We start from the raw sequence: 24,636 nt of genomic DNA, 5'->3' as shown, positions 1-24,636 counted from the left end.
ATTCTACAGAAGTGTCGAAGCGCGAGGCGTGAGTCCGGCCAGGGGAGGTGCCTGGTCGAGGAGGCGGCCCGGCAGGACGCCGCGGCGTCGGCAGTCTTCGAGGATCGAGGGGAGCGCACCGAGGGTTGCCCGCCAGGCGCCGTTGCCGGTGGTGACGTCGCTGTCGTGCAGCAGGATGGTGCCGCCCTCGCCGAGGTTCTTCATGACCTTGCGGTGGATGGACGTGGGGGTGCAGCCCTCGGTCCAGTCGAAGCCCCACGTGCTCCAGAGCACCGGTGTGAGTGCGAGGCGCTTCGCCGACAGCAGCGCCGCCGTGCTGAAGACGCCATAGGGCGGCCGGAACCAGCGGGGCCGGATCCCGGTGAGGGTCTCGACGAGGTTGCAACAGCCGAGCAGTTCGTGGTGCGTGCGGGCCGGTGTCTTGCGCAGGAGGCATCTGTGGTCCCAGCCGTGGACGCCGATCTCGTGCCCGGCGTCGGCGATGGCCTTCGTCAGCCACGGCGCGCGCAGGGCTTGGTCGCCGAGCAGGAAGAAGGTGGCCTTGACGCCGAGGCGGTCGAGTGTTCGAAGGAACTGTGGTGTCGATGTCGGTGAGGGTCCGTCGTCGAAGGTCAGTGCGACCCGGCCGGGAGCGCCGATCCCGGCCAGCCGGGGCAGGAAGGTGCGGCGGGGACCCGGCAGAAATGTCGCTGCAGGTGCGACGTGGGCGAGTGCGGCCAGCGTGGCGAGTCCGGCCGTCGTCTTCACGCGAGATCCAAAAGCTTCTCGAGCAGCGGTACGGGGTCTTCGGCGGGCTGAGCGCTCGCGGGCGGGCGGTCACTGGAGGCGAGCGCGGCGGGCAGGTCGGCGAGGTCGTGGACCCACCGGGCGAGGCCGAGCCGGTCCAGGACGGCCGCGTTCGCGCGCCCGTGGCCAGGCAGGCAGCGGTAGGTGAGCACGGGCAGTCCGGCCGCGAGCGCTTCCGAACTGGTCAAGCCGCCGGCGTTCTGGACGACGATGTCGACTGCTCGCATCAGGCCGGGCATGTCGTCGACCCAGCCGAAGACGTGCGCCAGGCCCTCGGCGCGCAGCCGGTCGCGCAGTGCGGTGTTGCTGCCGCAGGCGACCACGGGCGTCGCCACCCCGGACCGGGCGACGTCGTGCGCGGTCCGCTGGACCTGCCCGACACCCCAGGAGCCTGCGGTGACTAGCGCCAGCCGTCCGGCCGGCGGTAGCCCGAATGTGCGCCGGGCTTCGAGGCGCTCGTGGGGGGCCGCTGGTCGGAAAGCGGTGGCGACCAGCGGGGCCGCGACCACGGCGGCGGTGGCGCCGTGGCTGCGGGCCTGCTGCTGGGCGAGGTGGTTGGGAGCGATGTGGAGGTCGGCTGCGCCGGCGACGCAGATGCGGTGCACCGCGGGGTCGGTCAGGTAGGTCGCCAAGGGTGCGGTGAGCGCGCCTCGGACACGGAGGTGCGCGAGCGCGTGGGTCGCGAGCGGGTAGGTGGAGACGGCCAGGTCGGTCCGGTCGCCGAGTGCCCGGCGGAGCCTGCCGCAGGCCATGGTGGCTGCTCGGCTGGTCAGTCCGGCTGCGGCGCCGCCGTCGAGGGCGCGCAGCGTCCATTCCCAGCTGCGCGGGGCCGTCTGCAGCTGCCGCCGGTACAGGCGGCACAGGCGGCTGCCCAGGGCCGGCGGCAGGAGGTCCAGGAAGTCGAGGACCTCGACGTCGTGGGCGCTCAGCCGGTTCGCCAGCTCGTACGCGGCGCGGTCGTGCCCGGCGCCGAACCGAGCCGAAACGATCACGATGCGCGACACGTGCCCTCCTCTGCTCCGGTTTCCTCGCTCAAGTTCTACATGGCTGTAGATTAACGAGTGGCAAGAAGAATCGGCCGCGGCGGAAAGTTCTCTTCGAAGCTGCATCTACACTGAAGTAGAACTTCTAAAGGATTGTAGATGTACGGCGGAAGGGGCAAGCTCTCGTGGACGGCGGAGCGATTGACGGCAACTGGTATCTGGCGGTGCTGGGTTTCGCCCGCGAAACCCCGTGGTTGCACGGGTTCATGGCGATCTACACCAACGCGAGCCTGGTCGTGCTCGCGCTCATGGCCGTGGGGACCTGGTGGCGGATGCGGGGACGTGACGCGAGCCGCATGGCTGCCGCGTTGTGGGTGCCGGCCGCCGTTGTGGTGGCCTACGGTGTGAGCAACGTCGTGAAGGTGCTCGTGCAGGAGCCGCGACCGTGCATCCGGTACCCGGCCGTGCCGACGTTGGCCAGCTGCGACTACGCCACGGACTACTCGTTCCCGAGCAACCACGTGACGCTGGCTGTCGCCGCCGCCGTCGCCCTGCTGCTGGCTGTGCGGCGCAGCGGATTGATCGCGTTGGGACTCGCGCTGCTGGTTGCTTGTTCGCGTGTCTACCTGGGGGCGCACTACCCGCACGACGTGCTGGCGGGCGCGGTTCTCGGCGCCTTGGTCGCGTGCTTGGGCCTGCTGCTGCGCCGGCCGATGACCGCGCTCGTCGGCCACCTGCGAACCGGTGGGCTGCGGCCCCTGGTCGGGGCCGGTGCGGAAGACCGGCCCGCGGCCGGGGTCCGGGACCGCGGCGTCGATGCTCGGCACTGACACCGACGAAAGGACGAATCCATGCGGCCGTACCGTCTGCTCGCGGCCGCCTGCTCACTGGCGCTGGCCACGGGCTGCTCGTCGGTGACGGGAGCTGGCGCGCCCGCGACGTCGACGGCCCCGGTCGCTCCCGTCACGAGCTCGTCGGCCCGATCCGGCGTGGTCAACCCCGACCCGGCGAAGTTCGCACCGCAGGTGATCGCCCGGGCCCATGAAGTAGGCGTCGACCCGCAACTGGTGCTGGCCATCCTCTACAACGAGAACTACAAGCCGCACGACCCGCAGCTCGAGCGCGCCTGGCAGAACCTCAAGCCGGACGCCGCGTTCGGGGTGGCGAACATGCACCGTGGGACGTTCGACCAGACCCGCCGCGGCCGACCGTTCGCGACCCGGCAGTGGCAGGACCTGCCCGATGACCCGGACCTCGCCATCCAGGCCGAAGCCTGGTACCTGCACGATCTCGCCGCCCAGCTGCCCGCGAAACACATCGGGCAGTACACCGCCGACGAGTTGCTCGCCCTGGGCTACAACACCGGGCCCGGGAACATGAAGGCGTTCGCCCGGGGTACGAAGCCCGGCGCGCAGGCCCGAACCTACCTGGCCGACCTGCGCGCCAACTGGGCGAAAGCGGGCGTGGCGGTGGGAAAGCCGTACCGGAGTGCTCAGCCGAGGGCGGCGAGCAACGCGGTGAGAGCGTCTTTTTCGCCGGCCTGATCCGGGTTCGCCGCCCGGAGTTCGCGCAGGACCTTGTCGATCTTGCCGTCGATCTTCGTCCACTCGGCCTTGTCCTTGGGCTTCAGCCGGGCTTCGGCGTTGTCCCACTGGATCTCGAGGTCGTCGACGCGGCTCGTCGCACCCGGTTGATTGCCGCTGTCGAGCAGGTTCAAGGTGTCCTGGCTGATGCCGCGGAACGCCGACAGGTCACCGAGCGGCGACATGTGGACCGGCACCGGCTGCGCCGGGCCGCCGCCGGGCACGGGCCGCAGGGCGACCGGTACCTGCGTCGAGGTGTCGTCCTGCAGCGCCGCGGTACGCAGCGTGTACCCCACACCTCCCGCGATGAGGATGACTGCGAGGAACACGACCGTCTGCCACGTTCCACCCCGAACTGGTTCGTCGACGGGTGCGTGGGCGTCGCCGGGGATGACGTCGGCCTTCGTGGCCGACAGGTACACCACGGTGACGGCGATCGCCGCGACGAAGATCAGGCTGGTCACTGTCGCGCCCAATCCCAGCCCACCCTGCCCCGATGGCTGGGAGAGGTAGTCGCCCAGCGACGCGCCGAGCGGCCGGGTGAGGACGTAGATGAACCAGAAGGCGAGCACCGGGTGCAGCCCGAATCGCCAGGCGAACGCGGTGACGGCCACCAGCGCGACGACGATCGCGCCGGTGACGAGGTAGCCCAGTCCCAGCACCTCGGCCATGAGGTCGCCGGTCGCCGTGCCGAGAGCGAAGGTGAACAGAATAGCGAGCCAGTAGAACGTCTCTCGCCGGCGGGTGACGATCGAGTGGATGGACAGCGTCTTCTCGGAGGCGTACCAGACGGCGAAGGTCACGGCCAGCAAGACACCGAACACGATCGTGCTTGCCTCCAGTGGCAGCCCGGCGTTGTCGGTCAGATTGTCGGTGACCAGGGTGCCGAACACGCTCACGATCGCGACGGTCAGCCAGTACAACCCGGCGACGTAGCGGGTCGCGCGAAACTGGAACACCAGCGCGACGGCCAGGAGCACGCCGGTGACGATCGACACCCCGGTCAGCCCGAAGCCCAGGTCGACGTTGAGGAAGTCGGCGGCCGTCTCACCGACCGTGGTGCACAGCACCTTGATGAGCCAGAAGTAGAGCGTGACTTCCGGAACCTTGTTCAGGAGCGTACGGCTGGGCACGGGGACCCGTACTGAGGTCATGGGCTCGCAATCTCGGTTGGTTCGCAGGGCACGGTTCCGGGGGCCGGTTCGCCGGCCGTCCACAAGGGTCGGTTGCCGGGTACGACACCGCGCACCGTAACGAGGTCCGGGTTCGCGACGGGTCAGAGCGAAGTGAACGAACGGCAAAGGCCAGGTCACCCGAACGAGTGTCCTCAGCCCGCAGTGGCTGGAACAATGGCGGTCATGAGAATGCTGCGGGCTCTCGCGCTGGTGGTGTGGCCCATCAGCTGGTACCTGATCTGGAAGGAGATCTTTCAGCGGAAGCACATGACGAAGACCCTGCGATTCCGTGCGCCTGTGTCGCCATCGGGAGAGGTCGTGACCCCGAGGCCGGGCGTTCCGGTGATCTGTCTCCGCGCGGTGGCTGTCTTGTCGCCGATCGTGTGTGTCCTCGGATTCGCCGTCGACACGTGGCGTAGCCGCGGTCAGGCGGGCCGTACCAGGCCAACGTCGTAGGCCGGTACGACGGCTTGGAGCCGGTCGCGCAGCTTCGCCCACAGCACCGGCGTCCGGGTCGGGACGGCGGAGAAGGTCGCGCGGATCATCCCGGGTCCGTACTCGCCGGAGACGATGAGCACGCCCAGAACGCCGATCACCAGCTGCGCCAGGACGTAGCCGCGGATGCTGACGTCCGTGGGATCGAAGTGCGCCTTGGCCTGCGGGCGCATGACCGGCCAGCGGCTCGCGTCGGCGGCCGAGAAGACCCAGCCGAGGGCGATCATGCCGACCACGGTCACGGCGACCGCCAGCGGCGACGAGCGGACCGTGCGGAACTTCAGCCACTCCGAACGCAGGACCCGGATCGGGGTGACGTTGAGGTCGTTCGGCAGGGGCACCCCGGGCGACGGTGCGCCGCCGGTGGTGGCGGGGGCGGTGGTGGTCGTCATGACGCGGGCCTTTCCTGCGCTGCCGGGGTGACGCGGTACTCGAGCGCGTCGTCGGTGAGTTCCATGAACGCTTCCTCCAGGGATGCCTGGACCGGCGTGAGCTCTTCGAGCGGGATGGCTTCGCGGCAGGCGATCCGGCCGACTTCGGCGCCGTCGAGCCCGCTGACCTCGAGCAGCTCCGGCGCCAGGCTGGTGACGCCGACCCCGGGCCCCGTGAGCAGGTCACGCAGCCGCGTGGCCTCCGGGGTGCGCACGCGCACGACCCGGCTCGACGCGCGCCGGATGAACTCCTCGACCGAGGTGTCGGCGATCAGCTTGCCCTTGCCGATCACGATCAGGTGCTCGGCGGTCAGGGCCATCTCGCTCATCATGTGCGAGGAGACGAACACGGTGCGGCCCTCGGAAGCCAGGCCGCGCAGCAGGTTCCTGATCCACAGGATGCCCTGCGGGTCGAGCCCGTTGACCGGCTCGTCGAGCACCAGGGTCGCCGGATCGCCGAGCAGGGCAGCGGCGACGCCGAGGCGCTGGCCCATGCCGAGGGAGAATCCGCCGACGCGCTTGCGGGCGACGTCGGCCAGCCCGACGAGCTCGATCACCTCGTCGACGCGCCGGCGCGGAATGCCGGTGCTCAGCGCGAGGGCGAGCAGATGGTTGTAGGCGGAACGTCCGGTGTGGACGGCTTTGGCCTCCAGCAGTGCACCGACTTCGTGCAGCGGTGCGGGATGCCGCTTGTACGGCTTGCCGTTGACGGTCACCGAGCCGGACGTCGGCGCGTCCAGACCCATGATCATCCGGATGGTGGTGGACTTCCCCGCGCCGTTCGGGCCGAGGAACCCGGTCACCACACCGGGTTTCACCGTGAACGTGAGGTCGTCCACGGCCGTCTTCCCGCCGTAGCGTTTCGACACCGCGCGTGCTTCGATCATGGGCGTTTCGTCCTCTCCGGAAGTCAGTGGCCGGACCCTATGGCCGCACAGTGCCTGGGGCGACCGTCTCACGGCGAGCGAGCTCGGTTGAATTTCTACACGGAAGTAGTTTATGATGTCGAGGGTAGGCGCGGTGCGCGCCCGCTTTTGTTATGCCCCAACAACGGTCTACAGTGGACTCGACGAGCACCGGTGTTCATCCGGTGTTCGCGCCGAGGTCTCCTCGCGGCCGGATCGATGGCGTGGGATTCCGGGGACGCCCCGCCTGGGGCGTGCCGAGGAGGAAACCTTGTCCAGGAACCGGATCCGCATCCCTGCCGCGCTCGCCGCGCTGGGCCTGCTCGCCGCCGTCCCCGTCGCGTCGGCGTCGGACGGGTACCCCGGTACCCGTCACGTCCTGCTCATCTCCGTCGACGGCCTCCACCAGGCCGACCTGGCCACCTACGCCACCCAGCACCCGCGCTCGGCCATGGCGGGTTTACTAACCCGGGGCACGGCGTACAGCGGCGCGCGCACCCCGGTGCCGTCCGACTCGTTTCCCGGCCTCATCGGGCAGCTCACCGGCGGCGACCCGGCCGCGACCGGCATCTACTACGACGCCACCTACAACCACCGCCTGCTCCCCGCCGGCACGACCTCCTGCGCTGGTAAGACGCCTGGCGCTCAGGTCGACCTCACCGAGGACCTCGACCGCGACCAGAGCCGGCTCGACGCCGGGCAGGGCCTCTCCGGGCTGCCCGGGTCCGTACTGGGCATGACCGGTGACCCGCGGCCCCTGCTGAACCCGGCCGGGCTGCCGGTCGATCCGCGCACCTGCCGGCCGGTTCAGCCGCACGAGTACCTGAAGGTGAACACCGTCTTCGAGGTGGCCAGGCAGGCTGGGCTGCGGACAGCGTGGTCGGACAAGCACCCGGCCTATGAGATCCTCAACGGCCCGTCCGGCGCAGGTGTGCAGGACCTGTTCACCCCGGAAATCGCCAGCACCGGCCCCGCTGGCACCGGTGACTGGACCACCGACAACGCCGCCACCCGGCAGTACGACGGCTACAAGGCGCAGGCCGTGCTGAACGAGATCGACGGATTCGACCACAGCGGCACACGCCGCGCCGGAGTTCCGGCGGTCTTCGGGCTCAACTTCCAATCCGTGTCCACCGCACAGAAGCTGCCGAAGTCGGGCGGGCAGACCGGCGGTTACCTGCCCGGTGGCACCGAGCCGGGACCGGTGCTGACTTCGGCTCTGGATTTCGTGGACGGCCGGATCGGCGCGTTCGTCGCCGAGCTGCGCCGGCGGCACCTCGACCGCGAGACGACGATCATCCTTTCGGCCAAGCACGGCCAGTCGCCGACCGACCCGGGCGCGCTCACCCGGATCGACGACGGCAAGCTGCTCGCCGGGCTCAACGCGGCCTGGCAGGCTCGCCACCCCGGCGCCGGGGAGCTGGTCGCCCAGTCGACCGACGACGACGCGATGCTGCTGTGGCTGACCGACCGTTCGCCGGCCGCGACGAACTTCGCGAAGCAATACCTGCTCGCGCAGAACGGAACGGGCACCGACAGTTCCGGCGCGCCCAAGGCGTTCACCAACTCCGGCCTGAAGACGGTGTACGCGGGCGCCGACGCGGCCCGGTACTTCGGCGTGCGGCCCGGTGACGACCGGGTCCCGGACCTGTTCGGAATCACCCAGTACGGCGTCGTCTACACCGGCGGCACGAAGAAGATCGCCGAACACGGCGGTGTCGCGGCGGACGACCGCGCCGTCCCGCTCGTGGTGAGCGGCCCGGACCGCGAAGCGCGCACGGTCGCCGCGCCGGTGGCGACAACGCAGATCGCGCCGACGATCCTGCGCCTGCTCGGCCTCGACCCCCAGGCGCTACAGGCGGTCCGCGAAGAAGGGACCCAGGTGCTGCCTGACTCGCACTGATGGTCGGGGGTGTGCGTCGACGGTCCGTCGACGCACACCCCGGGCGAGGCCGTCGTCAGCCGACCTTCTGGATCTTCGCGTTGCGGATGAGCTGCTTGCCCGGCTCGTGGATCTTGGCGAACGCCGAGTTGTTCAGCAGCGCACAGCTGCCGGACGTCGCGGTCACAGGCACCGTGACGGACTTCCCGTTGTCCAGGTTCGTGACCTTCAGCATGGTGCCGAGGGCGAACTGGTTGCTGGACGCCGCGGGCGAACCCGCGTCACCGGAAAGGGTGACGGTCGAGCCGGAGCAGACGATGTCCCCGGCCGCCGCCGCGTCCTGGCTGCCGGCGGCTTGGGGATCCGTGGCCTGGGCGCCGCTCGTCTGGGCACCGTCGGCGGCCGCCGACGCGACGCAGCCGGCCGCGGCGGCCGCCGCCTGGTCCGCGGCCTGCTGAGCGCCGTTGTCCTTGGCCTTCGCCTTGTTCTTGGCCTTCTTCTTCTGGTCGGCCGCCCCGTTCTGGGCGGTGGCCATGCCTTGCTGGGCGGCGTCTGCATTGGGGTCGGCCTGCGCGACGCAGGCGAGGATCGCCGCGCAGTCCTGGGCGGCGCTCGCGTCCGGCGGCACCGACTCCTGCTGGGCCTGCGCGTTCGGGTCGGCCGTCGCGTCTTGGCCGGCCATCCCGTTCTGGGAAACACCGTTCTGGTCGGTGGCCTGGTTCTGACTTCCCATGCCCTGCAGGCCGCTCATGCCGTTCTGCATGCTGCTCTGGTTGCCCATGCTGTTCTGGCCGGTTGCCCCGGCCGCACCGGTCATCGCGTCCTGCTGGGCGATGCCGCTGGTGTCCGCAGCCGTGGCTTCCTGGGCCACGCACTTCTGGACGACCGCGCAAGCCTGATCCGCTGCCGCGGCCTGGTCCGCCGCGCCCTGCTGATCGGCTGTGTCGTTCTGGGCGGCCATCCCCTTTTGGGCTGCGTCGTTCTGGCCGGTTGCCTGGGATTGACCCGCCATGTCGTGTTGCCCGGCCATGCCCTTATGGGCGGTGCCCTTCTTGGGCGTGGCTCCGTTCTGTGTGCTTTCCTGGGACGCAGTGTCCTGTTGGGCCATGCCGTTCTTGCCGGCCGTACCACCCTGACCCGCCATGCCCTTTTGGTCGGCCATCACGTTGCCGTCGGCCGCGCCGGCGACGGCCGCGCAGTCGACCGCTGCCATGTTCGCCGCGACCTTGCCCTGGCAGCCCGCATTCTGCCGCCGCTGCTGGAGCTGGTCGACCACCGCCGTCCGGTTGGCGATCCGGCCGGCGGACTGCGCGTCCGGCGTCGCCTGCTGGCTCGCGATGAAGCCGAGGTTGTTCTGCAGCGCAGTGTCCAGACCAGTGCAGCTCTCCGTCGCCGCGTTGCTCGCCGGACTGCTGAGGGCGATCGCCGTCGCGGTCGCCCCCGCGACTCCCAGCAGAGCGACGAGTCCGATCGTCGCCGGTTTGCGGTGTCTTCCGGCAGTACGCAAGTGGGGCATCAGCCCCTCCTCTCAGGTCGCCACCTCACCACGGCACACGGCGGACATCCCCGAGCGGTTCACATAAATTCACGACGTCATCAACAAAGTCTACAGTGGACTAGAAGCGCGCGCGAACAGCTGCCGGACGATCATCGGCCGGTCACGCGTTCCTGCCAAACCGATGGTTATCGCGAGGTTAGCGTGCGCCTAATGCCTATTTCGCGACGACCTCCGCCACCCTGCTCAGCGGCTCGGAGAGCGCGTCCACCGCGGAGGCGAACTGCTTGATCTGGTCCGGGGTCAGCTCGGTATAGAGCTTGAAGGCTCCGCCGGTGCGCTGAGCGTCCAGCAGCTTCTGCACGTCGGCGAACCTGCTGTCGAGTCCGGACACCAACGCGGGATCCCGCTCGACCAAGATGGGCCGCAGGGCTTGAACGGCCCCCTTGGAGCCATCGACGTTGGCCTGGAAGTCGGTGAGGTCGGTGTGGGAAAAGTTTTCCTCCTCGCCGGTGATCTTCTTCGTGGCGACTTCGTCCAGCAGGCTCTTGGCGCCGTTGGCCAAATCGAGCGCGGTCAGCGGCAACGCGGTCGCCTTTCGGCCGAGCGTGGTGACGTCGGCGACGAGCTGGTCGGCAATCGCGGCCGAGTCGGGTTGCAGGCCGGTGACCCACAGGTCCTTCTCCAAGCGGTGGAAGCCGGTGAACTTCCGGCCCGGCTGAAGGTCCGCTTCGCGCGCGTCGATGGCGGGGTCGAGATCGCCGAACTTGGCTGCGACCGGCTCGATCCGTTCGTAGTGGATCCGGGCCAGGGTGTACTGGGCCTTGGCGCCGTTCACGTCCTTCGCCCTGATCGCCTCGGCGAACTTCTTCGTCTCGTCGGTGAAAGCACCGGTTTGGCTGGCGAGGTAGCGTGCGTAGCTGCGAGCGGCTTCGGTCAGCTGGGCGTTCGCGCCGGTGCCCTTTCCTGTGCTGCCAGTGACGGTGAAGGGGCTGCGGATGCCGGCGCCGGCCATACCGGGCTTGCACGCTGCCTGGTAGGTCCCTGCCTCGGCTACCTCCACGATCAGGCGCCGGGTCAGGCCGGGTGCGATGTTCTCCAGCTCGCCCATGATCCGGTCACCCGGTCCGTAGAGGTAGAACTCGGTGACCTTCGTGCCCTGGTTGGCGATCTGGAAGGTGATGTTCCCGGCCGGTGCGGTGTTCGCCGAGACCTGGCAGGCGTTGTCCGAGGCCGTGACGGCGATCGAGGCGCCAGCCGCACCGGCTGTGGTGGCCGCGGGCTGGGCGTCGCACGCTGACATCAGCGCGAGCGCGCACAGCCCGGCAGCGGTCCGCAAAGCGGTCGACATGTCACTCCTTCGAATCGGCCGCGGCCGGCGAGGCGGCGGCCGCGGCGTGGTCCCTCGACCGGGTCGGACGCAGGAACAGCGGCAGGACGACGGCGACGTAGGCCACCCAGGCGATCGCCTGCAGCGCCGTGGTCTGCTGGGAATAGTTGAAGATGCCCTTGAGGAGGGTGCCGTACCACGAGGTTTCCGGCAGCACTCCGGACGCGTCGAAGGCGAGGGTGGACAGGCCGGGCAGGAAGGCGCCCTCCTGCAGGTCGTGCAGACCGTAGCCGAGCACCCCCGCGGCCACGAATACCAGCAGCATTCCGGTGATTTTGAAGAATTTGCCCAGGTCGAACCTGAGCGCGCCACGGTAGAGCAGCCAGGCCAGCGCCACCGCGATGAGAATCCCCGCGGTGAAGCCGAGCAACGGCAGGGCGGTCTTTCCTTGAGCGGTCTGCACCGAGGCGTAGAAGAAGACCGACGTCTCCAGCCCTTCCCGGCCGACGGACAGGAACGACACCAGCGCGATGGCCAGGGGGCCGAGCTGGAGCGCGTTCTCCATCTTCCCCTTCAGCTCGGCGGAGATGTGGCGGGCGGCCGTGCGCATCCAGAAGATCATCGCGGTCACGAACGCGACGGCCACGATGGACAGCACGCCGCCGACCAGCTCCTGGTGTTCGAAGGTCAGGTGCGCCGTGGTGTAGGTCAGGATCGCGCCCACGGCGACCGAGAGCAGCACGGCCGAGGCCACCCCGGGCCACACCCAGCGCAGCGCCGCGCGCCGTCCGGTCTTGACCAGGAAGGCCACGAGAATGCTGACGACCAGCGCGGCCTCGAGTCCTTCCCGCAGGCCGATCAAGAGGCTGGAGAACAACAACGCGCGGCTCCTTTGGCGATCCGGTGACTCGCTGACCACGCCAGCATTAGGTAAGGCTCACTTCAGATCCAGCTCCCGCGTGAGAGTTAGCCAAACTTTAGTAACGGACAAATCAGCCGGAGAGACGTGCGTCACCGGTTCGGCGGGATGGCGCGGACGCCAAGGTAAGGATGTTCCAGCGCCGGGCAAGAGCGCGGCTAACGGCCCTGCGCCGGTCCGTCCGGCGAGCTCACCATGGAGTCATGAGGGCTTCGAGGAGGTCGGGCGCCGCGTCGCGAAAGCTGCGGCTGGTCAAGCCGCTCTTCCGCCGGGCCGCGCGGGCCTCGGATCAACTGGAGGCGGCGATCGTCGTGGTCGTCGCGCTGCTGGCGATCGCGTCGGTCGCCGTCGTCGGCACGCTCTCTGTTGCCGACTACGGCCGAATGGAATCCGCGGTCGCCACGCAGGTGCATTCGCGGCGTCTGGTGATCGCCGATGTCCATCCGGGTAGTCCCGTACACGTCGCCGCGGGCGGTGGGTCGAGGGGGCCGAGTCTGACGGCGGTCGCAGCGACGTGGAGTACGCCGAGTGGTCACCTCCAGCGCGGTGTTGTGGAGGTCGCGACGGGGTCGGCTCTTCCACGTCACGTCCAGATCTGGACCGACCAGTCGGGTCGGCAGGTCGCCCCGCCGTTGACCGGCGTGGAGGTGTTCATCACCGCGGTGCTGGGCGGTGTTCTGTGGGAGTCGATAGCGCTGGTCGCACTGGGTGGTTGCTACCTGCTCGGTCGCCGCATCCTGGACAGACGCCGGGCGCAGCAGTGGGAACGCGCCTGGTCGCGCTGGCGGGGCGCGCCGACGCCGTGAGCAGACGGGCAGGTGGCGAGAAAAAACGACATACGTGTAGAACTATTACATAGCTGTCGTAGAGTTGCCTGGAAGGCGGACCGGCCGATGAATCCGTTGAGCGCGACGTCATGGTTGTCGAGTCTCGGCACCGCAGGGGTGTTCCTCGTCCTGTTCGCCGAGACCGGCCTGCTGATCGGGTTCTTCCTCCCCGGTGACTCACTCCTGTTCACCGCGGGCTTGTTCTGCACGACCAGTGCCACGGCAGCCGTCCACCTGTCGCTGCCGGCGGTCCTGATCGCCGCCGTCGCCGGGGCGCTGCTGGGCGCGCAGACCGGCTTCCTCATCGGCCGCCGCGGCGGCCGCGCACTCCTGGCCAAAACTCGCAACAAGCACCTGCACCGCGGGCTGACCCGAGCCGAGGAGCTTTTCGGCCGCTACGGCCACGCCAAAGCCATCGTCCTCGCGCGGTTCGTACCCGTCGTGCGGACCGTCTTGAACCCGCTCGCCGGGATTCTCGCTGTGCCCGGCCGCACTTTCGCGATCTGGCAGGTACTCGGCGGCCTTCTCTGGTCGGTCGGGGTGACCTTGGCGGGCTACGTCCTGGGCTCCAGCATTCCCGGTATCGACCAGTACCTGCTGCCCATCATCGCTCTCGTCGTGATCGTGTCGTTGATTCCGCTGGCGCTCGAATTCCTGCGTGACCGCAAGCGGCGCGCCGGAACCGGTGGCCGTTCTTAACTGTTCGCTAGCAATGCGATGCACTGGCTCGAACCACGGCGTCGTTACCGTCGGATATGGTCGATGTAGCGAGCAGAACCGGAAACCCGCGCCTCTCCCGTCCGCCGGTCAAGCGCCGTCGAAAGCGCTTGCGCCACCGCGTACTCGTCGCCCTCGCACTGTTGCTGATTTATCCATCGGTCACCTACGTCCAGGCGCTCACGGCCCCGGGAGCGGCGACCTTCGCCGCGCGGACCGCCGACTGGGCCCGTCAGATGGGTGCCGGACCGGTCGTGAACGCGCTCGAGAACTGGTACTACACCAGGCATCCTCCGGCGAATGGCGCGCCGAGCGCGGGTTCCCTGCCCGTGGCACGTCCGGTGGCTGCCCCGAATCGCGCGAACGCGCCCGCACCGCTGGCGACCCTTCCCGGCGCTCTGCCCGGAGAAGGAGTGTGGGTGCCCGGTGCCCGTATGGCGGGTGGTCAGCCGGCGGACTACACGACGTTCCTCCGTCCCGATCCCGCCCACGCGAGTGTGGTGGCCGCGGTGGCGGCGTTCGACCAGAAATGGACCGGTACCCACCTCATCGCCGGTACGAAGGAACCCGGCGGTACCTGGCCGGAGCAGGCGCAGGTCCCCGACGCGATGCGTCCGTCTCTGCTGGCCACGTTCAACTCGGGGTTCAAGTTCCGCGACACCCCGGGCGGCTTCTACGCCGACGGCCGGTACGGGAAGCCGCTCAAGGACGGAATGGCCTCGCTGGTCATCGACAAGTCCGGGGTCGCGACAGTCGCCCTCTGGGGCCGGGACGCCCACATGACCCCGGACGTCGCCGCCGTGCGCCAGAACCTCGAGCTGATCGTCGACGCCGGCCGGCCGGTCCCGGGGTTGGCCGGCAATCCGGCCGGGCAGTGGGGGAGTGCGAAGAACCAGTTCCAGTTCACCTGGCGCTCCGCGGCCGGGGTGGACGCCCACGGCAGGCTGATCTACGTGGCCGGTAACCAGCTCACGCTGACGGCCTTGGCGAACGCCCTCGCCACAGCGGGCGCGGTCCGGGGCATGGAGCTGGACATCCACGGCGGAATGGTGAGCGCCAACCTCTTCCGGCCCGACATCGCCGGTTCGTCGCCGACGACGGTGCTGCCGGACATGCCCACCGCGGCGGACCGCTACCTGTCCGCCGACCAACGCGACTTCTTCGCGGTTACCGCGCGCACCGGAGCAGTGCACGCACCGGCAGCGAGGTAAGGCTTCCGGTCAGCGGACCGACGGCAGCAGCAGAGTGAACGTGGTCGGGGACGTCCGGCCAAGCTGCAGCCGTCCTCCCTCCGCCTCCGCCAAGTCACGGGCCAGCGCCAGGCCGATACCGGAGCCGCCCGAGCCGCTGTGCCCGCGGGTGAACATGTCCGGCGGATCGCCGGCAATGTGTCCTTCGTCGGCGACGTCCATGGCGAACGCTTCACCGCTGTCGCGGGTCGTGACCGTCACCGACCCACGACCGTGGATGGCGGCGTTGTCGAGCAGCACGCCGAGGACCTGCCGCACCGCCGCTTCGGCGGCCTTCGGCTTGCTGATCGCCTGACTGACGACCTCCAGGCGCCGGCCCTGGCCGGCAAGCAGGTCGCGCCACCCCGCCACGACGTCGCGCAGCAGCGCATCCGGCTCGATCACGCCACGGTTTTCCGGTGGCCGGCTGGCCAGCGACACCAGGTCGTCGATCGTCGTCTCCATCCGGTCCGCTGTCACGATGGCGGCCTCCACCGCCGCCTCCAGGTCCTGCCCCGGCGGGTCGAGCGCGGATTCCAGTTGCAGCCGCAACCCCGCCAACGGCGTACGCAGCTGGTGCGACGCGTCCGCTGCGAGCGCGCGCTGGCGGTCGAGGACGTCGCCGATCCGGACCGCAGCCCGGTCGAGGGCCTCGGCGAGCTGGTCGATCTCGCCGATGCCGCTGACCGGGGCGCGGACGGTGAAGTCACCACCGCCCAGCCGCGCGGCCGCGGCCGACAGCTGCTCCAACGGGCGGGCCACGCGCGCGGCAAGCCGTCCGGCCAGCAACCAGGTCACGGCGACGGCGGCCACCGCCAGTCCCGCCATCACCAGCCAGGAGAGCGCGACCTTCTGGTACCACTCCGTGTGCGGGGTCGAGGCACGCACAATGCCCTGCAGTACCGAGTCGTGCAGGATCGGCACAGCGACCACCATGTCGGCACCGACGTCTCCGGTCGCCACGTCGCCGCCGCGAGCTTGCTGCACGACGGCGTCGCCGGCTGCCGGGCCGCTCCCGGTCAGGAGGGTTCCTCCGGGCGTGTACAGGCCGGTCGTGTCCTCTTCGGAGCCCGGAAACTGCGGCAGCGTGCTGTGCATGAGGACGTCGTCGGCGATCGAGAGGGCCGCGGCATCGGCGGCGCGCTCCAGCTCCGTCCGCTCGTCCTGCGCGAAGTAGCTCGCGGCGCCCACCGCCAGCGGTGCCCCGAACAGGCTGATGGCCAGGAGGGCGGCGGCGACGGCCAGCAGAATGATGCGTCTGCGCATGGCGACAGTCTGCCCGCGGAAAGCCCATAATCGCCAAAGAGGCCATCTCGTCGGCCGACGAAGGTTAGCTCGTGGTTAGCAAATGCCTCTAACGGGTTAACTGACGATCTCTGTGGGGCAGGGAAGAATCAGAGTGCACTTCGGTGAGGTCGAAGTCGGTAGAATTCCATCATGGCGGCAGTCCTCCTCGTCGAAGACGATGAAACCATCGGCAGTCTGCTGGAGTCCGCGCTCCGGATGCACGACTACGACGTGATGTGGTCGCGCACCGGTAGCGAGGGGCTGCGCCGCATGACGATCGACGAATACGACGTGGTTCTCCTCGACCTGGGGCTGCCGGATCTTGACGGCATCGAAGTCTGCCGGCGCGCGCGGGCGATCACACCCCATGCCTTGATCATCATGACGACCGCGCGCACGCAGGAAATGGACGTCGTCATCGGGCTGGAGGTCGGAGCGGACGACTACTTGACGAAGCCGCTGCGGCTGCGCGAACTCCTCGCCCGATTGCACGCGCACCTGCGTCGGGGGAACTCCTCGAACGTCGCGCCGCTGAGTATCGGCGAACTCGTGGTTCAGGTCGCCGCCCGGCGAGTGACCCTGGCAGGCGAGGAGCTTTCGTTGCGACCGAAGGAGTTCGATCTGCTGCATCGCCTGGCCAAGGAGCCCGGTGCGGCCGTCAGCCGGGACACCCTGATGGCCGACGTCTGGGACACGCACTGGCGAGGCTCGACCAAGACGCTCGACGTCCACATCGTGACGCTCCGCCGGAAACTCGCCGCGGCCGCCACCGGCGGAACGGCCACGCCGACGATCACGACCGTGCGCGGTTTCGGCTACCGTCTGGAAGTCCCCGCCCAGTGACAGCACACGGTCGACGTTCTTGCAGCGCGTTAACTCGGCCATAGCCGATGGCGAACACTGCTTCTTATAGCTTGACGTCGGCGATGGTGGAAAGTCGATGCGATTCGAGGACCTATGATGACTGCTCCCGTGTCGTCGGGAGACCCCGCCAATGGCGAGGGCCATCTGCGCGAGATCCGCTGCTCGGACGACGAGCGAGAGCAGACCCGGCTGCACTTGGCCGAAGCCGCGGGCGAAGGGCGCATCACGGTCGACGAGGCCGAGGCACGCCTGACCCAGGTCGCCGCGGCTCGTTTCCGCTCCGAACTCCACGACGTCACCGCGGATCTCCCGCCGCATCCCACACGGACATCGAACGCCGCCGGGTGGCTCCCCGTCCTCGCGTTGGCGAGACGGCAGCTGGGCGCTGACGCCGCCGCGCTTGTCGGCCGAGGCGAGAAGGCGGTCAGCGCACGTCGTCGGCTCGCGCTCGTCATCGCCGCGCTGACGATCGTCGTGGTTCTCGCCGCGCTGTTCGTGGCAGCATTCCACGGCATCGGCGAAGACGGCTTCGAACATCACGAATTCGGTCGAGGCTGACCCGCTGCCACCCGATCCGCTACCGTCTCTCAGTCGTCGTCCAGATCTGACAGGCACCCGGGCCTCCCCCACCCGGGTGCCTGTCTTCCCTTGTGAAGGAATGCACCCTTGAGCGTGATCGACGTCGGGCAATCCGTCATCCTCGGCATCGTGGAGGGATTGACCGAATTCCTGCCGGTCTCGTCGACCGGCCACCTGAAAATAGCCGAGGGATTACTCGGCGTTCCGGTGGCCGACCAGTCGGTGGTCGCGTTCACCGCGGTGATCCAGGTCGGCGCCATCGCCGCGGTCCTCGTGTACTTCTTCCGGGACATCGCGCGGTTCGTCGGGGCCTGGGGCCGGGGAATTGTCCACCCGGCAGCCCGGCACGAGCACGACTACAAGTTCGCCTGGTGGGTCATTCTCGCCACCTTGCCGATCGTGGCCGCGGGCCTGCTGTTCCAGTCCCTGGTCAAAGGTCCGCTGGCCTCACTGTGGGTTGTGGCAGCGTCCTTGGTCGTCGGCAGCGCGATCATGTGGGCCGCCGACCACTTCGGCACCGGCAAACGCGCCGAAGCCGACGTCACGCTCCCCGACGCGATGCTCGTGGGAGCATCGCAGATCCTCGCTCTCCTGTTCCCGGGATTCTCTCGATCCGGCGCCACGATCTCCACCGGCCTGCTGCGCGGACTGGACCGCGTCGCGGCGACGAGGCTGTCGTTCTTCCTGTCGATTCCGGCACTGACCGGTGCCGGGATCTACGAACTGAAGGATGCAGTAGGAGGCACCCTCGACATCGTGCCCCTGCTCGTCGGAACCGTCGTGTCGTTCGTCGTGGCTTACGCGACCATCGCGTGGTTTTTGAAGTTCGTGGCGGCACACACTTTCGCGACTTTCGTCGTCTATCGGGTCGTCGTCGGTGTCGTCCTGCTGGGACTGCTGGGAACCGGTGTGCTGCCCGCCTGAGCCGCTCGGAAGTGGTCTATGCCGCTTGGACGATGCTGGTTTGGGCGGGCAGGTCGAGGAGGGTCCGGTAGTGCGTCTCGAACGTCGCCAGCGCGCGTTCGATGTCATGCCGGGCGACGATCGCCCGGGATGCCTGCCCCATCCGGGCTCGCGCGTCCGGATCTGCCGCCAGCTCGGCCAGCCATCGGGAGATGGCGGTGATGGCGCCCGGCTCGAAGAGATAGCCGTTGGTGCCGTGGTGCACGAGATGGGGAAGGGCGAGGGCGTCGGCGGCGACGACGGGCAGGCCGGCGGCCATCGCCTCCATCGTGGCGAGGCTCTGCAACTCGGCCGTGCCGGGCATGCAGAATACGTCGGCCTCGGCGTACCTGCGAACGAGCTCGGCGTCGGAGACGAATCCGTGGAACGCCACGCGCGTCGCGATCCCCAGCTCGCGGGCGAGTGCCTCGAGTTCGTCGCGGCGGGTGCCGTCGCCGACGAGATCGGCTCGGACGTGAGGCAGCGGGGCGAGCGCGCGCAACAGCTGGTCGACGTTCTTCTCCGCGTCCAGCCGGCCGACGAACAACACGGACATCGTCGGACCGGCCGGCCGGACGGCGGACGCCGGGTAGTGGGCGAGATCGATCCCACAGGAAACAACCTGCACCGGCCGGTCGAACCCGATGCCGGCGAGCACCTCGGCCGCACTCGGAGTGGGAGTGGTGACGATGCGGGCGTCGCGGTAGACCCGCAGCAGGTCCCGCCACGCCCAGCGGGCGATCGCGTCCCTGACCCGCCGGGGGAACGGGGTGTAGCCGAGCAAGTTATCCGGCATGAAGTGGTTGGTGGCCATACCGGGGACCCCGCGTTCGGCAGCTGCCTCGAGCAGGGCACGGCCGACGCCGAAGTGGGCTTGGACGTGGACGACGTCCGGGCGCAGCCGCTCCAGCAGCGGCGCTACGTCCTTGAGCGCGCCGCCGGGGGTGCAAAACCGGTAGTCGCGGTGGAAGGGGACGGCCCGGGAACGGATCCGGTGCACGGTGTAGCCGTCGCGCTGCTCGGTGCGCGCAGGTCCGTCGGCGGACGGACAGACGACGTGGACGTCATGGCTCCGAGCGGCGAGACCGCGAGCGAATCGTTCGGCGAAGAACGACGCGCCGTTGATGTTGGGCGGGAAGGTGTCGGCGCCGATCAGGACGCGAAGGCCGGACGGGTGCTCGGGCACGGGGTTCTCCTCGGCTCGGGAATGGGTGTGCGGGACGGCGCCGGCGAGCACGCGCACCCCGGCGAGAGCGATCAGGACGGCGATGGCCGCGGGAAGCGCGGTGGCGTGGGTGAGCTTCGGGGCTTCGCCGTAGGCGAGGGCGGCGACGGCGACAGCCGTCAACGGGTCGAGGACGGTGGTGGTGCCGACAACCACGGCGGCCGGCCCGGCGGCGTAGGCGCGATGCAGGACCACCCCGCCGGCGCCGAGCAGGAGCAGAGCTTGAACTCCGAGCAGGACAGCGGTGCCGAGGGCCTGCGACGCGGCGGCGTGCACCACGGCCGAGCCGAGCCCGAAGAGGACGGCCGCCGAGGCGGCGAGCCCGGCGCAGCTCGCCCGGACGAACCAAACGCCCGCCGCAACCACGAGCCCGACCACGACCACCGACTCGGCCGCTCCGGTGGAGATCGACGTGGCCGCAGCGGCGAACGCCGCAAGCGTCACGAAACCGGTGACGCCTGCCACGACGAGCACGACAGCGCCGAGCACCCGGCGGTTCACCACACGCCGGGCGAAAAAGACGGTCAAGACGAGGCTGAACACCCCGAGCGGCTGAACCACCGGAAGCGGCGCCAGGGACAGCGCGAGGACGTGCAGCAAGCTTCCACCGATGGCCAGCGATGTGCCCGCCCACCATCCGCGCGAACGCACGAGCCCGGCCATCGCCCGCAATCCCGGAACGCGCAGTTCGGCGACTTCAGCGTGCTGCCGGATGGCAGCCGCCGCAAACAGGGCCGCGGCGAGCAGCGCGCAGATCACGGCGAGTGCGATCATCGGACGGCCCGCCGCAGCACGCCGGCCGTCGTGGCGATGATGACGAACTCGGCCAGGAGCGCGATGCGTTCCAGCAGCCCGATCGGGAGCCAGTCCACGACTTGGGACGTGCCGAACGCCGCCGCCGTCACCACTCCGGCGATCGCACCGCGTCGAAGCGTCGACGCCGCGGCGAGCCATCGGCGTTCGGCGCGCAGCCGCGTACTGAGTGTCCAGGCGGCCAGCGGCAGGCTGGTGAACAGGATCGCGCCGCCGGCCCGGTGGATCTGCCCGGACAGCGTCGGATCCTCCGCACTGACGTTGCTCCGGAACAGCAGGACGACGACCAGCCCGGCTGCCCAGAGCACGAAGAGCGTGATCGTCAGTGGCGTCCGCGGCAACGCGGCGAGGTGGGCCGCGACGGCGAGCGCCCCGGCCGCGGCGAGCAGCAGCAGCACCGCCGCCGCGAACAAGAACCGGCCGCCGCGGTGCCAGGCGTAGTCGCTGACCGGATCACGCAGCGGGTCGACGTTGCCGGCGTACCCGAGCGACAACCCGGCGACGATCGCTTGGGCCGCAGCAGCCATCACCAGCGTCACCGTCGCCAGTGGACTGGAGGAGAAGGCGGCTCGTGGAGTCACCTCTCAAACGGTGCTGGCCGTCCATGAGAATTCCATGAAGATCGCGCGCGGTTTCCCTAAGAAGCGGCCAGCGGCAGGACGAGATCGAAGCGGGCGCCGCCGGTCTCCGCCCGGCCGGCCTCGGCACGACCGGCGTGCTGAGCGAGCACCTGCTCGACGATCGCCAAGCCCAGGCCGGAGCCGGGAAGCGCCCGGGCGGCGTCGGCGCGATAGAACCGCTCGAACACATGGGGCACGTCCGCGTCGGGGATGCCCGGCCCCTCGTCGTCGACGCGAACTCGTACAGACCCCGAGGCCACGGACATCGACACCCGCACCGTCCCTCCGGACGGGGACCACTTCGCGGCGTTGTCGAGTACGTTCAACACGGCCCGTTCGACCGCTATGGGACGGGCGACGACGTCCGCAGCGGTCAGTTCGGCGTCGAAGGACACCTTCGGCCACCGCGACCGCGCGCGTTCCACGGCGGAACCGACGACGTCGGCCAGCGCCAGGCGTTCCGCCGCTTCGCTCGGCCGTTCCCCGGTGGACAGGTCGACCAGCTCGCCGAACAGCGTGGTCAGCTCGGTCGTCTGGGTGTCGAGGTCGGCCAGCAGCCGGGAACGATCCTCGACGGACAGCTGCCGTTGCGGGTTCGCCTCCGCGTGGATCAAGAGCTGCAATGTTGTTGCGCAGGCTGGTCAAGGGGGTACGGAGCTCGTGGCCGGCGTCCTGCACCAGCCGTCGCTGCTCGTCGCGAGATCGGCCCAGCGCGCTCAGCATCGCGTTGAACGCCGTGGCCAGCCTGCCGATTTCCCCGCCGGCCGTGACATCGATGGCTGCCGACAGTTCCTGCGTCCGGGCGATGTCCTCGGCCGCGGCGGTCAGATCGTCGACCGGCCGCAGGGCCGACCGGGCGATCGCCCGGCCCACCAGCGCCGCGCCGAGCACCCCGGCCAGGGAAACAACGAGTAGCCAGAATCCCAAGCGGCCCAAGGTGTCCTCGACACTCTCGGAATCCTGGGCGACCTGGACAGCACCGCCGCCGGCGCGCCGGGCCGTCCACACGCGGTACCGATCCCCGTCGATCCGGCGCACGTCGGAGGCGCGGCTGACCGATCCGGTCGCCACCGGTTCGTCCACAGGTGACACGGGGATGAGCGGTTTCGCACCCGCGGTGCCGGTCACGACACCGGCGGAGGAGAGGAACTGCACGGTCAACCCGCCGTCGCGGCCGGGACCGGGCCCGCGGTTTTCGGTCGAGCGAAGGGTGGCCAGTGCTTCGGCGGGCGACGAAGTCGTCGCGGCCAGCTGAGCGTCGGACTGCAGGCGGGCATCGAACTGGTCGTAGAGGTCTGCCCGGGTGATGCTCCAGGAGATCGCCGACACCGCCACCACGGTGACCGCGACGGCGGCGGCCACGAGCATGCCGAGCCGGGTCCGCAGCGACAGCGTCTTCCAGCGGGGCCGTTTCACAGGGGTTCCTCGCGTAGCACGTAGCCGACGCCGCGCACGGTGTGCAGCAGCCGGGGTTCGCCCTCGGCTTCCAATTTGCGGCGCAGGTAACTGACGTACACGTCGAGCCCGTTGGACGCGGTCCCGAAATCGTAGCCCCAGACGTGCTCGAACATCACCGTCCGGGTCAGCACGATCCGCGGGTTGCGCAGGAAGGTTTCGAGCATCGCGAACTCGGTGCGGGTCAGGTGCAGCGGACGGGTGCCGCGGAAGACCTCCCGGGTCGTGGGGTCCAGGGTCACGTCCGCGAACTGCAAGGCCGTGGGGGCAGCCGGTGCGGCCGGGGACTGGTATTCGGTCCGGCGCAGCAACGCGCGCACGCGGGCCAGCAGCTCCTGCAAGGCGAACGGTTTGACCAGGTAATCGTCGGCGCCGGCGTCGAGCCCGGCGACCCGGTCGGTCACCGCGGTCCGCGCGGTCAGCATGAGGATCGGCACCGTGTTGCCTTCGGCTCGCAGCAGCCGGCAGACTTCCAGGCCGCCGAGCAGCGGCATCGTGACGTCGAGCAGGACCCCGTCGGGTTCTTCGCTTCGGACAAGGGCCAGCCCGGCTGCTCCGTCGCCGGCGATGGAGACGGTGTAGCCCTCGAACCGCAGGGTCCGCGACAGCGAGTCCTGCACAGCTGTCTCGTCGTCGACGATGACCAAGTGCACTCGGTGTCCCTTCGTCCGATGATAGATGACTCAGGGTAATTGTAGTCGAGCGTGCGGTTTGATCGGCCAACTCTCATCCAACCTTAACGTTCGACCGTGCATGAGTCCGATTTCCGCGGCTAGCCTCGGAGGAAGTGGTTTCCCGATACGAAAGAGGACAGGATGAGCGAGAACGCGCCCGGCTCGACATTGCCCGCGGATTCGGTGACGGGAATCCGCTGTTCGGATGCGGAACGTGAACAGGTCCGGGCCAGCCTCTACACCGCGGCCGGTGAACGCCGGCTCACCATGGACGAGGTCGAAGAGCGACTGGGACGGCTCGAAGAAGTCCGCTTCCGGCACGAACTCACCGCCGTGACCGCCGATTTGCCCGCCACGGAAGCGAAAGACGCCGAAGGCTGGCGTTCGATCATCATCGCAGCCGGTCGCGCGCTCGCCGCGGACCTCGCCGTGCTGCTCGGGCGCGCTCCCGGGCCGGCACCGGGTCGCCGGCGGGTGCTGATCGGCATCGTCGTCCTTATCGGGCTCTTGGCCGCCGCGGCCCTCGTCGTGGGTGCGGTGCATGGATTCGGGGCCGACGGGTTCGAATCGCACGGGATGGACGCCGTCGAGCACGGTCACGGCTGATGCGTCGCCAGGACCGGTGCCTTCCGGTGTGCGGATGAGCTGAGCTTCCCGGCCGCGACGAACTGCACGGTCACCAGGATCGAGACGGCTTCCGCGGCCAGCAGCCCGATCAGCACCAGCACCTGCGTCAGACCGGCCTGGATCGGCCCGGCCCCGCCCAGCAGCACGCCGACGTAGGCGCCCGGCAGCGTCACCAGGCCGACCGTGCGGGTCTGGTCCAGCGCCGGGATCAGCGCGTGCCCGGCCGACGGGCGGCAGATCTCCAGCGCGGCCGGGCGCGGCATGAATCCCAAGGCGAGCGCGGCTTCGTACTCGCCGTGGCGGGCTTTCAGCTCGTCGAGCGCCCGGCGCGCGGCCTGCGACGTCGCGGTCATCGCGCCGCCGATGACGATGCCGGCGATCGGCACGACGGCGATCGGCTTCAACGGGACAACGCCGGCGCCGAGGACCAGCGCCAGCACCGGTGCGACGCCGGCCCCGATGGCCAGCGCCGTCCACGGCAGGTTCGCCCAGCGGCCGGCGCGGCGCGCCGAGGTCACCGCGGCGATGGCGAACATCAGCAGCACGAACAGGCCGGTCAGCGGCGCCGAGCGCAGCACGGCGGTGATCACGAACGACACGAGGGCCAGCTGCGCGACCGCCCGGACGGCGGCGACCAGCACGTCCCGCCCCCGCCCGAGCCCGCCGGCCTGGACGACCGCGGTGCCGGCGACGGCGAGCAGGACCAGCACCGCCACCAGGGCGGGCCCGAAGGTGATCGTGGCGTTTCCCATTCCGGCGATTCTGCCGTACTTCCCGGACAATACCGGCTGAT

Annotated in this window: 25 protein-coding genes and 1 pseudogene; 11 read left to right on the top strand and 15 right to left on the bottom strand. The window is 69.5% G+C overall.

Translation table 11 applies throughout. The features are described 5' to 3' along the window. Positions 1-3: 3 nt before the first annotated feature. Entirely contained in the window at positions 4-747 is a 744-nt protein-coding gene (locus QP939_RS11605) for a polysaccharide deacetylase family protein (RefSeq protein ID WP_285456716.1), read from the bottom strand. Next, the gene (locus QP939_RS11600) at positions 744-1,790 is read right to left on the bottom strand and encodes an MGDG synthase family glycosyltransferase (protein WP_285456715.1); all 1,047 of its coding nucleotides are present in this window, start codon (positions 1,788-1,790) and stop codon (positions 744-746) included. The genes QP939_RS11605 and QP939_RS11600 overlap by 4 nt, the downstream gene beginning before the upstream one ends. Before the next feature lie 164 nt (positions 1,791-1,954). Here QP939_RS11600 and QP939_RS11595 point away from each other — a divergent pair, with 164 nt between their 5' ends. Continuing rightward, entirely contained in the window at positions 1,955-2,599 is a 645-nt protein-coding gene (locus tag QP939_RS11595) for a phosphatase PAP2 family protein (RefSeq protein WP_285456713.1), read from the top strand. A gap of 21 nt (positions 2,600-2,620) precedes the next feature. Beyond that, on the top strand, positions 2,621-3,313 hold the full coding sequence (locus QP939_RS11590; protein WP_285456711.1) for a transglycosylase SLT domain-containing protein: 693 nt from the start codon (positions 2,621-2,623) through the stop codon (positions 3,311-3,313). Here QP939_RS11590 and QP939_RS11585 read toward each other — a convergent pair. From QP939_RS11585 to QP939_RS11575, 3 genes are all read right to left on the bottom strand, one after another. After that, positions 3,262-4,506, bottom strand: coding sequence for a COG4705 family protein (locus QP939_RS11585; RefSeq protein ID WP_285456710.1), 1,245 nt, complete (start codon positions 4,504-4,506; stop codon positions 3,262-3,264). The two genes, QP939_RS11590 and QP939_RS11585, sit on opposite strands and share 52 nt — an antisense overlap. 446 nt (positions 4,507-4,952) lie before the next feature. Further along, entirely contained in the window at positions 4,953-5,414 is a 462-nt protein-coding gene (locus QP939_RS11580; protein ID WP_285456708.1) for a hypothetical protein, read from the bottom strand. After that, positions 5,411-6,340 (bottom strand): ABC transporter ATP-binding protein, encoded by a 930-nt coding sequence (locus tag QP939_RS11575; RefSeq protein WP_285456706.1) that lies wholly within the window; start codon positions 6,338-6,340, stop codon positions 5,411-5,413. The genes QP939_RS11580 and QP939_RS11575 overlap by 4 nt, the downstream gene beginning before the upstream one ends. A 289-nt stretch (positions 6,341-6,629) precedes the next feature. On the opposite strand from QP939_RS11575, the gene QP939_RS11570 reads away from it, so the two are divergent. Next, entirely contained in the window at positions 6,630-8,261 is a 1,632-nt protein-coding gene (locus QP939_RS11570; protein ID WP_285456705.1) for an alkaline phosphatase family protein, read from the top strand. Positions 8,262-8,316: 55 nt separating this feature from the next. Here the strand turns inward: QP939_RS11570 and QP939_RS11565 are convergent, their stop codons facing one another. From QP939_RS11565 to efeU, 3 genes are all read right to left on the bottom strand, one after another. Then, complete coding sequence (locus QP939_RS11565; RefSeq protein ID WP_285456704.1) at positions 8,317-9,756, bottom strand: hypothetical protein; 1,440 nt, start codon at positions 9,754-9,756, stop codon at positions 8,317-8,319. Between the two features lie 196 nt (positions 9,757-9,952). Beyond that, the gene (gene efeO, locus QP939_RS11560) at positions 9,953-11,086 is read right to left on the bottom strand and encodes an iron uptake system protein EfeO (RefSeq protein ID WP_352251037.1); all 1,134 of its coding nucleotides are present in this window, start codon (positions 11,084-11,086) and stop codon (positions 9,953-9,955) included. Between the two features lies 1 nt (position 11,087). Then, positions 11,088-11,945, bottom strand: a complete 858-nt coding sequence (gene efeU, locus QP939_RS11555; RefSeq protein ID WP_285456703.1) for an iron uptake transporter permease EfeU — start codon at positions 11,943-11,945, stop codon at positions 11,088-11,090. A 242-nt stretch (positions 11,946-12,187) separates the two neighbouring features. On the opposite strand from efeU, the gene QP939_RS11550 reads away from it, so the two are divergent. From QP939_RS11550 to QP939_RS11540, 3 genes are all read left to right on the top strand, one after another. Continuing rightward, positions 12,188-12,790: an Rv1733c family protein gene (locus tag QP939_RS11550; protein ID WP_285456701.1), complete on the top strand. Its 603-nt coding sequence runs from the start codon at positions 12,188-12,190 to the stop codon at positions 12,788-12,790. 87 nt (positions 12,791-12,877) lie between these two features. Further along, a complete protein-coding gene (locus tag QP939_RS11545; protein WP_285459717.1) occupies positions 12,878-13,510 on the top strand; it encodes a DedA family protein in 633 nt (210 codons plus the stop codon). 437 nt (positions 13,511-13,947) lie between these two features. Then, positions 13,948-14,739 carry a phosphodiester glycosidase family protein gene (locus tag QP939_RS11540; protein WP_285456700.1) on the top strand — a complete coding sequence of 264 codons (792 nt, stop codon included), beginning with the start codon at positions 13,948-13,950 and terminating at the stop codon, positions 14,737-14,739. Positions 14,740-14,748: 9 nt separating this feature from the next. Here the strand turns inward: QP939_RS11540 and QP939_RS11535 are convergent, their stop codons facing one another. Continuing rightward, positions 14,749-16,023, bottom strand: coding sequence for a sensor histidine kinase (locus QP939_RS11535; RefSeq protein WP_285456699.1), 1,275 nt, complete (start codon positions 16,021-16,023; stop codon positions 14,749-14,751). A 171-nt stretch (positions 16,024-16,194) separates the two neighbouring features. On the opposite strand from QP939_RS11535, the gene QP939_RS11530 reads away from it, so the two are divergent. The 3 genes from QP939_RS11530 to QP939_RS11520 all read left to right on the top strand — a co-directional run bounded on the left by QP939_RS11530 (position 16,195) and on the right by QP939_RS11520 (position 18,411). Beyond that, the gene (locus QP939_RS11530; RefSeq protein ID WP_285456698.1) at positions 16,195-16,887 is read left to right on the top strand and encodes a response regulator transcription factor; all 693 of its coding nucleotides are present in this window, start codon (positions 16,195-16,197) and stop codon (positions 16,885-16,887) included. 117 nt (positions 16,888-17,004) lie between these two features. Next, the gene (locus QP939_RS11525) at positions 17,005-17,466 is read left to right on the top strand and encodes a DUF1707 SHOCT-like domain-containing protein (RefSeq protein ID WP_285456697.1); all 462 of its coding nucleotides are present in this window, start codon (positions 17,005-17,007) and stop codon (positions 17,464-17,466) included. A gap of 114 nt (positions 17,467-17,580) precedes the next feature. Then, entirely contained in the window at positions 17,581-18,411 is an 831-nt protein-coding gene (locus tag QP939_RS11520; RefSeq protein ID WP_285459716.1) for an undecaprenyl-diphosphate phosphatase, read from the top strand. 16 nt (positions 18,412-18,427) lie between these two features. Here the strand turns inward: QP939_RS11520 and QP939_RS11515 are convergent, their stop codons facing one another. The 4 genes and pseudogenes from QP939_RS11515 to QP939_RS11500 form a co-directional block, all read right to left on the bottom strand. After that, the gene (locus QP939_RS11515; RefSeq protein ID WP_285456696.1) at positions 18,428-20,428 is read right to left on the bottom strand and encodes a glycosyltransferase family 4 protein; all 2,001 of its coding nucleotides are present in this window, start codon (positions 20,426-20,428) and stop codon (positions 18,428-18,430) included. Next, complete coding sequence (locus tag QP939_RS11510; protein ID WP_285456695.1) at positions 20,425-21,048, bottom strand: DUF998 domain-containing protein; 624 nt, start codon at positions 21,046-21,048, stop codon at positions 20,425-20,427. The genes QP939_RS11515 and QP939_RS11510 overlap by 4 nt, the downstream gene beginning before the upstream one ends. A gap of 56 nt (positions 21,049-21,104) precedes the next feature. After that, positions 21,105-21,701 carry a sensor histidine kinase gene (locus QP939_RS11505; RefSeq protein ID WP_285456693.1) on the bottom strand — a complete coding sequence of 199 codons (597 nt, stop codon included), beginning with the start codon at positions 21,699-21,701 and terminating at the stop codon, positions 21,105-21,107. A 154-nt stretch (positions 21,702-21,855) separates the two neighbouring features. Then, positions 21,856-21,960, bottom strand: a pseudogene (locus QP939_RS11500) (hypothetical protein); the annotation flags it as partial. A gap of 223 nt (positions 21,961-22,183) precedes the next feature. Here QP939_RS11500 and QP939_RS11495 point away from each other — a divergent pair. Continuing rightward, positions 22,184-22,342 (top strand): hypothetical protein, encoded by a 159-nt coding sequence (locus QP939_RS11495; RefSeq protein WP_285456692.1) that lies wholly within the window; start codon positions 22,184-22,186, stop codon positions 22,340-22,342. A 157-nt stretch (positions 22,343-22,499) separates the two neighbouring features. Here the strand turns inward: QP939_RS11495 and QP939_RS11490 are convergent, their stop codons facing one another. Beyond that, on the bottom strand, positions 22,500-23,195 hold the full coding sequence (locus QP939_RS11490; RefSeq protein WP_285456691.1) for a response regulator transcription factor: 696 nt from the start codon (positions 23,193-23,195) through the stop codon (positions 22,500-22,502). A gap of 162 nt (positions 23,196-23,357) precedes the next feature. On the opposite strand from QP939_RS11490, the gene QP939_RS11485 reads away from it, so the two are divergent. Next, on the top strand, positions 23,358-23,822 hold the full coding sequence (locus QP939_RS11485) for a DUF1707 SHOCT-like domain-containing protein (protein ID WP_285456690.1): 465 nt from the start codon (positions 23,358-23,360) through the stop codon (positions 23,820-23,822). On the opposite strand, the gene QP939_RS11480 is transcribed toward QP939_RS11485, so the two are convergent. After that, a complete protein-coding gene (locus tag QP939_RS11480; protein WP_285456689.1) occupies positions 23,813-24,595 on the bottom strand; it encodes an ABC transporter permease in 783 nt (260 codons plus the stop codon). The genes QP939_RS11485 and QP939_RS11480 overlap by 10 nt on opposite strands. Positions 24,596-24,636: the final 41 nt, after the last annotated feature.

This window comes from Amycolatopsis nalaikhensis (assembly GCF_030264295.1).
In the GTDB taxonomy this organism is placed as follows: domain Bacteria; phylum Actinomycetota; class Actinomycetes; order Mycobacteriales; family Pseudonocardiaceae; genus Amycolatopsis; species Amycolatopsis nalaikhensis.
Note: the sequence above shows the minus strand (reverse complement) of the source record. Positions and strands in the feature narration are given on the sequence as shown.

What these genes read in the sequence shown, in the direction of transcription:
- QP939_RS11535 (WP_285456699.1), bottom strand. Translation starts at nt 16,023, where the DNA reads ATGCGCAGACGCATCATTCTGCTGGCCGTCGCCGCCGCCCTCCTGGCC.
- QP939_RS11580 (WP_285456708.1), bottom strand. Translation starts at nt 5,414, where the DNA reads ATGACGACCACCACCGCCCCCGCCACCACCGGCGGCGCACCGTCGCCC.
- QP939_RS11515 (WP_285456696.1), bottom strand. Translation starts at nt 20,428, where the DNA reads ATGATCGCACTCGCCGTGATCTGCGCGCTGCTCGCCGCGGCCCTGTTT.
- QP939_RS11585 (WP_285456710.1), bottom strand. Translation starts at nt 4,506, where the DNA reads ATGACCTCAGTACGGGTCCCCGTGCCCAGCCGTACGCTCCTGAACAAG.
- QP939_RS11485 (WP_285456690.1), top strand. Translation starts at nt 23,358, where the DNA reads ATGAGCGAGAACGCGCCCGGCTCGACATTGCCCGCGGATTCGGTGACG.
- QP939_RS11590 (WP_285456711.1), top strand. Translation starts at nt 2,621, where the DNA reads ATGCGGCCGTACCGTCTGCTCGCGGCCGCCTGCTCACTGGCGCTGGCC.
- QP939_RS11545 (WP_285459717.1), top strand. Translation starts at nt 12,878, where the DNA reads ATGAATCCGTTGAGCGCGACGTCATGGTTGTCGAGTCTCGGCACCGCA.
- QP939_RS11575 (WP_285456706.1), bottom strand. Translation starts at nt 6,340, where the DNA reads ATGATCGAAGCACGCGCGGTGTCGAAACGCTACGGCGGGAAGACGGCC.
- QP939_RS11495 (WP_285456692.1), top strand. Translation starts at nt 22,184, where the DNA reads ATGAGCGGTTTCGCACCCGCGGTGCCGGTCACGACACCGGCGGAGGAG.
- efeO (WP_352251037.1), bottom strand. Translation starts at nt 11,086, where the DNA reads ATGTCGACCGCTTTGCGGACCGCTGCCGGGCTGTGCGCGCTCGCGCTG.
- QP939_RS11565 (WP_285456704.1), bottom strand. Translation starts at nt 9,756, where the DNA reads ATGCCCCACTTGCGTACTGCCGGAAGACACCGCAAACCGGCGACGATC.
- QP939_RS11525 (WP_285456697.1), top strand. Translation starts at nt 17,005, where the DNA reads ATGACTGCTCCCGTGTCGTCGGGAGACCCCGCCAATGGCGAGGGCCAT.
- QP939_RS11480 (WP_285456689.1), bottom strand. Translation starts at nt 24,595, where the DNA reads ATGGGAAACGCCACGATCACCTTCGGGCCCGCCCTGGTGGCGGTGCTG.
- QP939_RS11530 (WP_285456698.1), top strand. Translation starts at nt 16,195, where the DNA reads ATGGCGGCAGTCCTCCTCGTCGAAGACGATGAAACCATCGGCAGTCTG.
- QP939_RS11550 (WP_285456701.1), top strand. Translation starts at nt 12,188, where the DNA reads ATGAGGGCTTCGAGGAGGTCGGGCGCCGCGTCGCGAAAGCTGCGGCTG.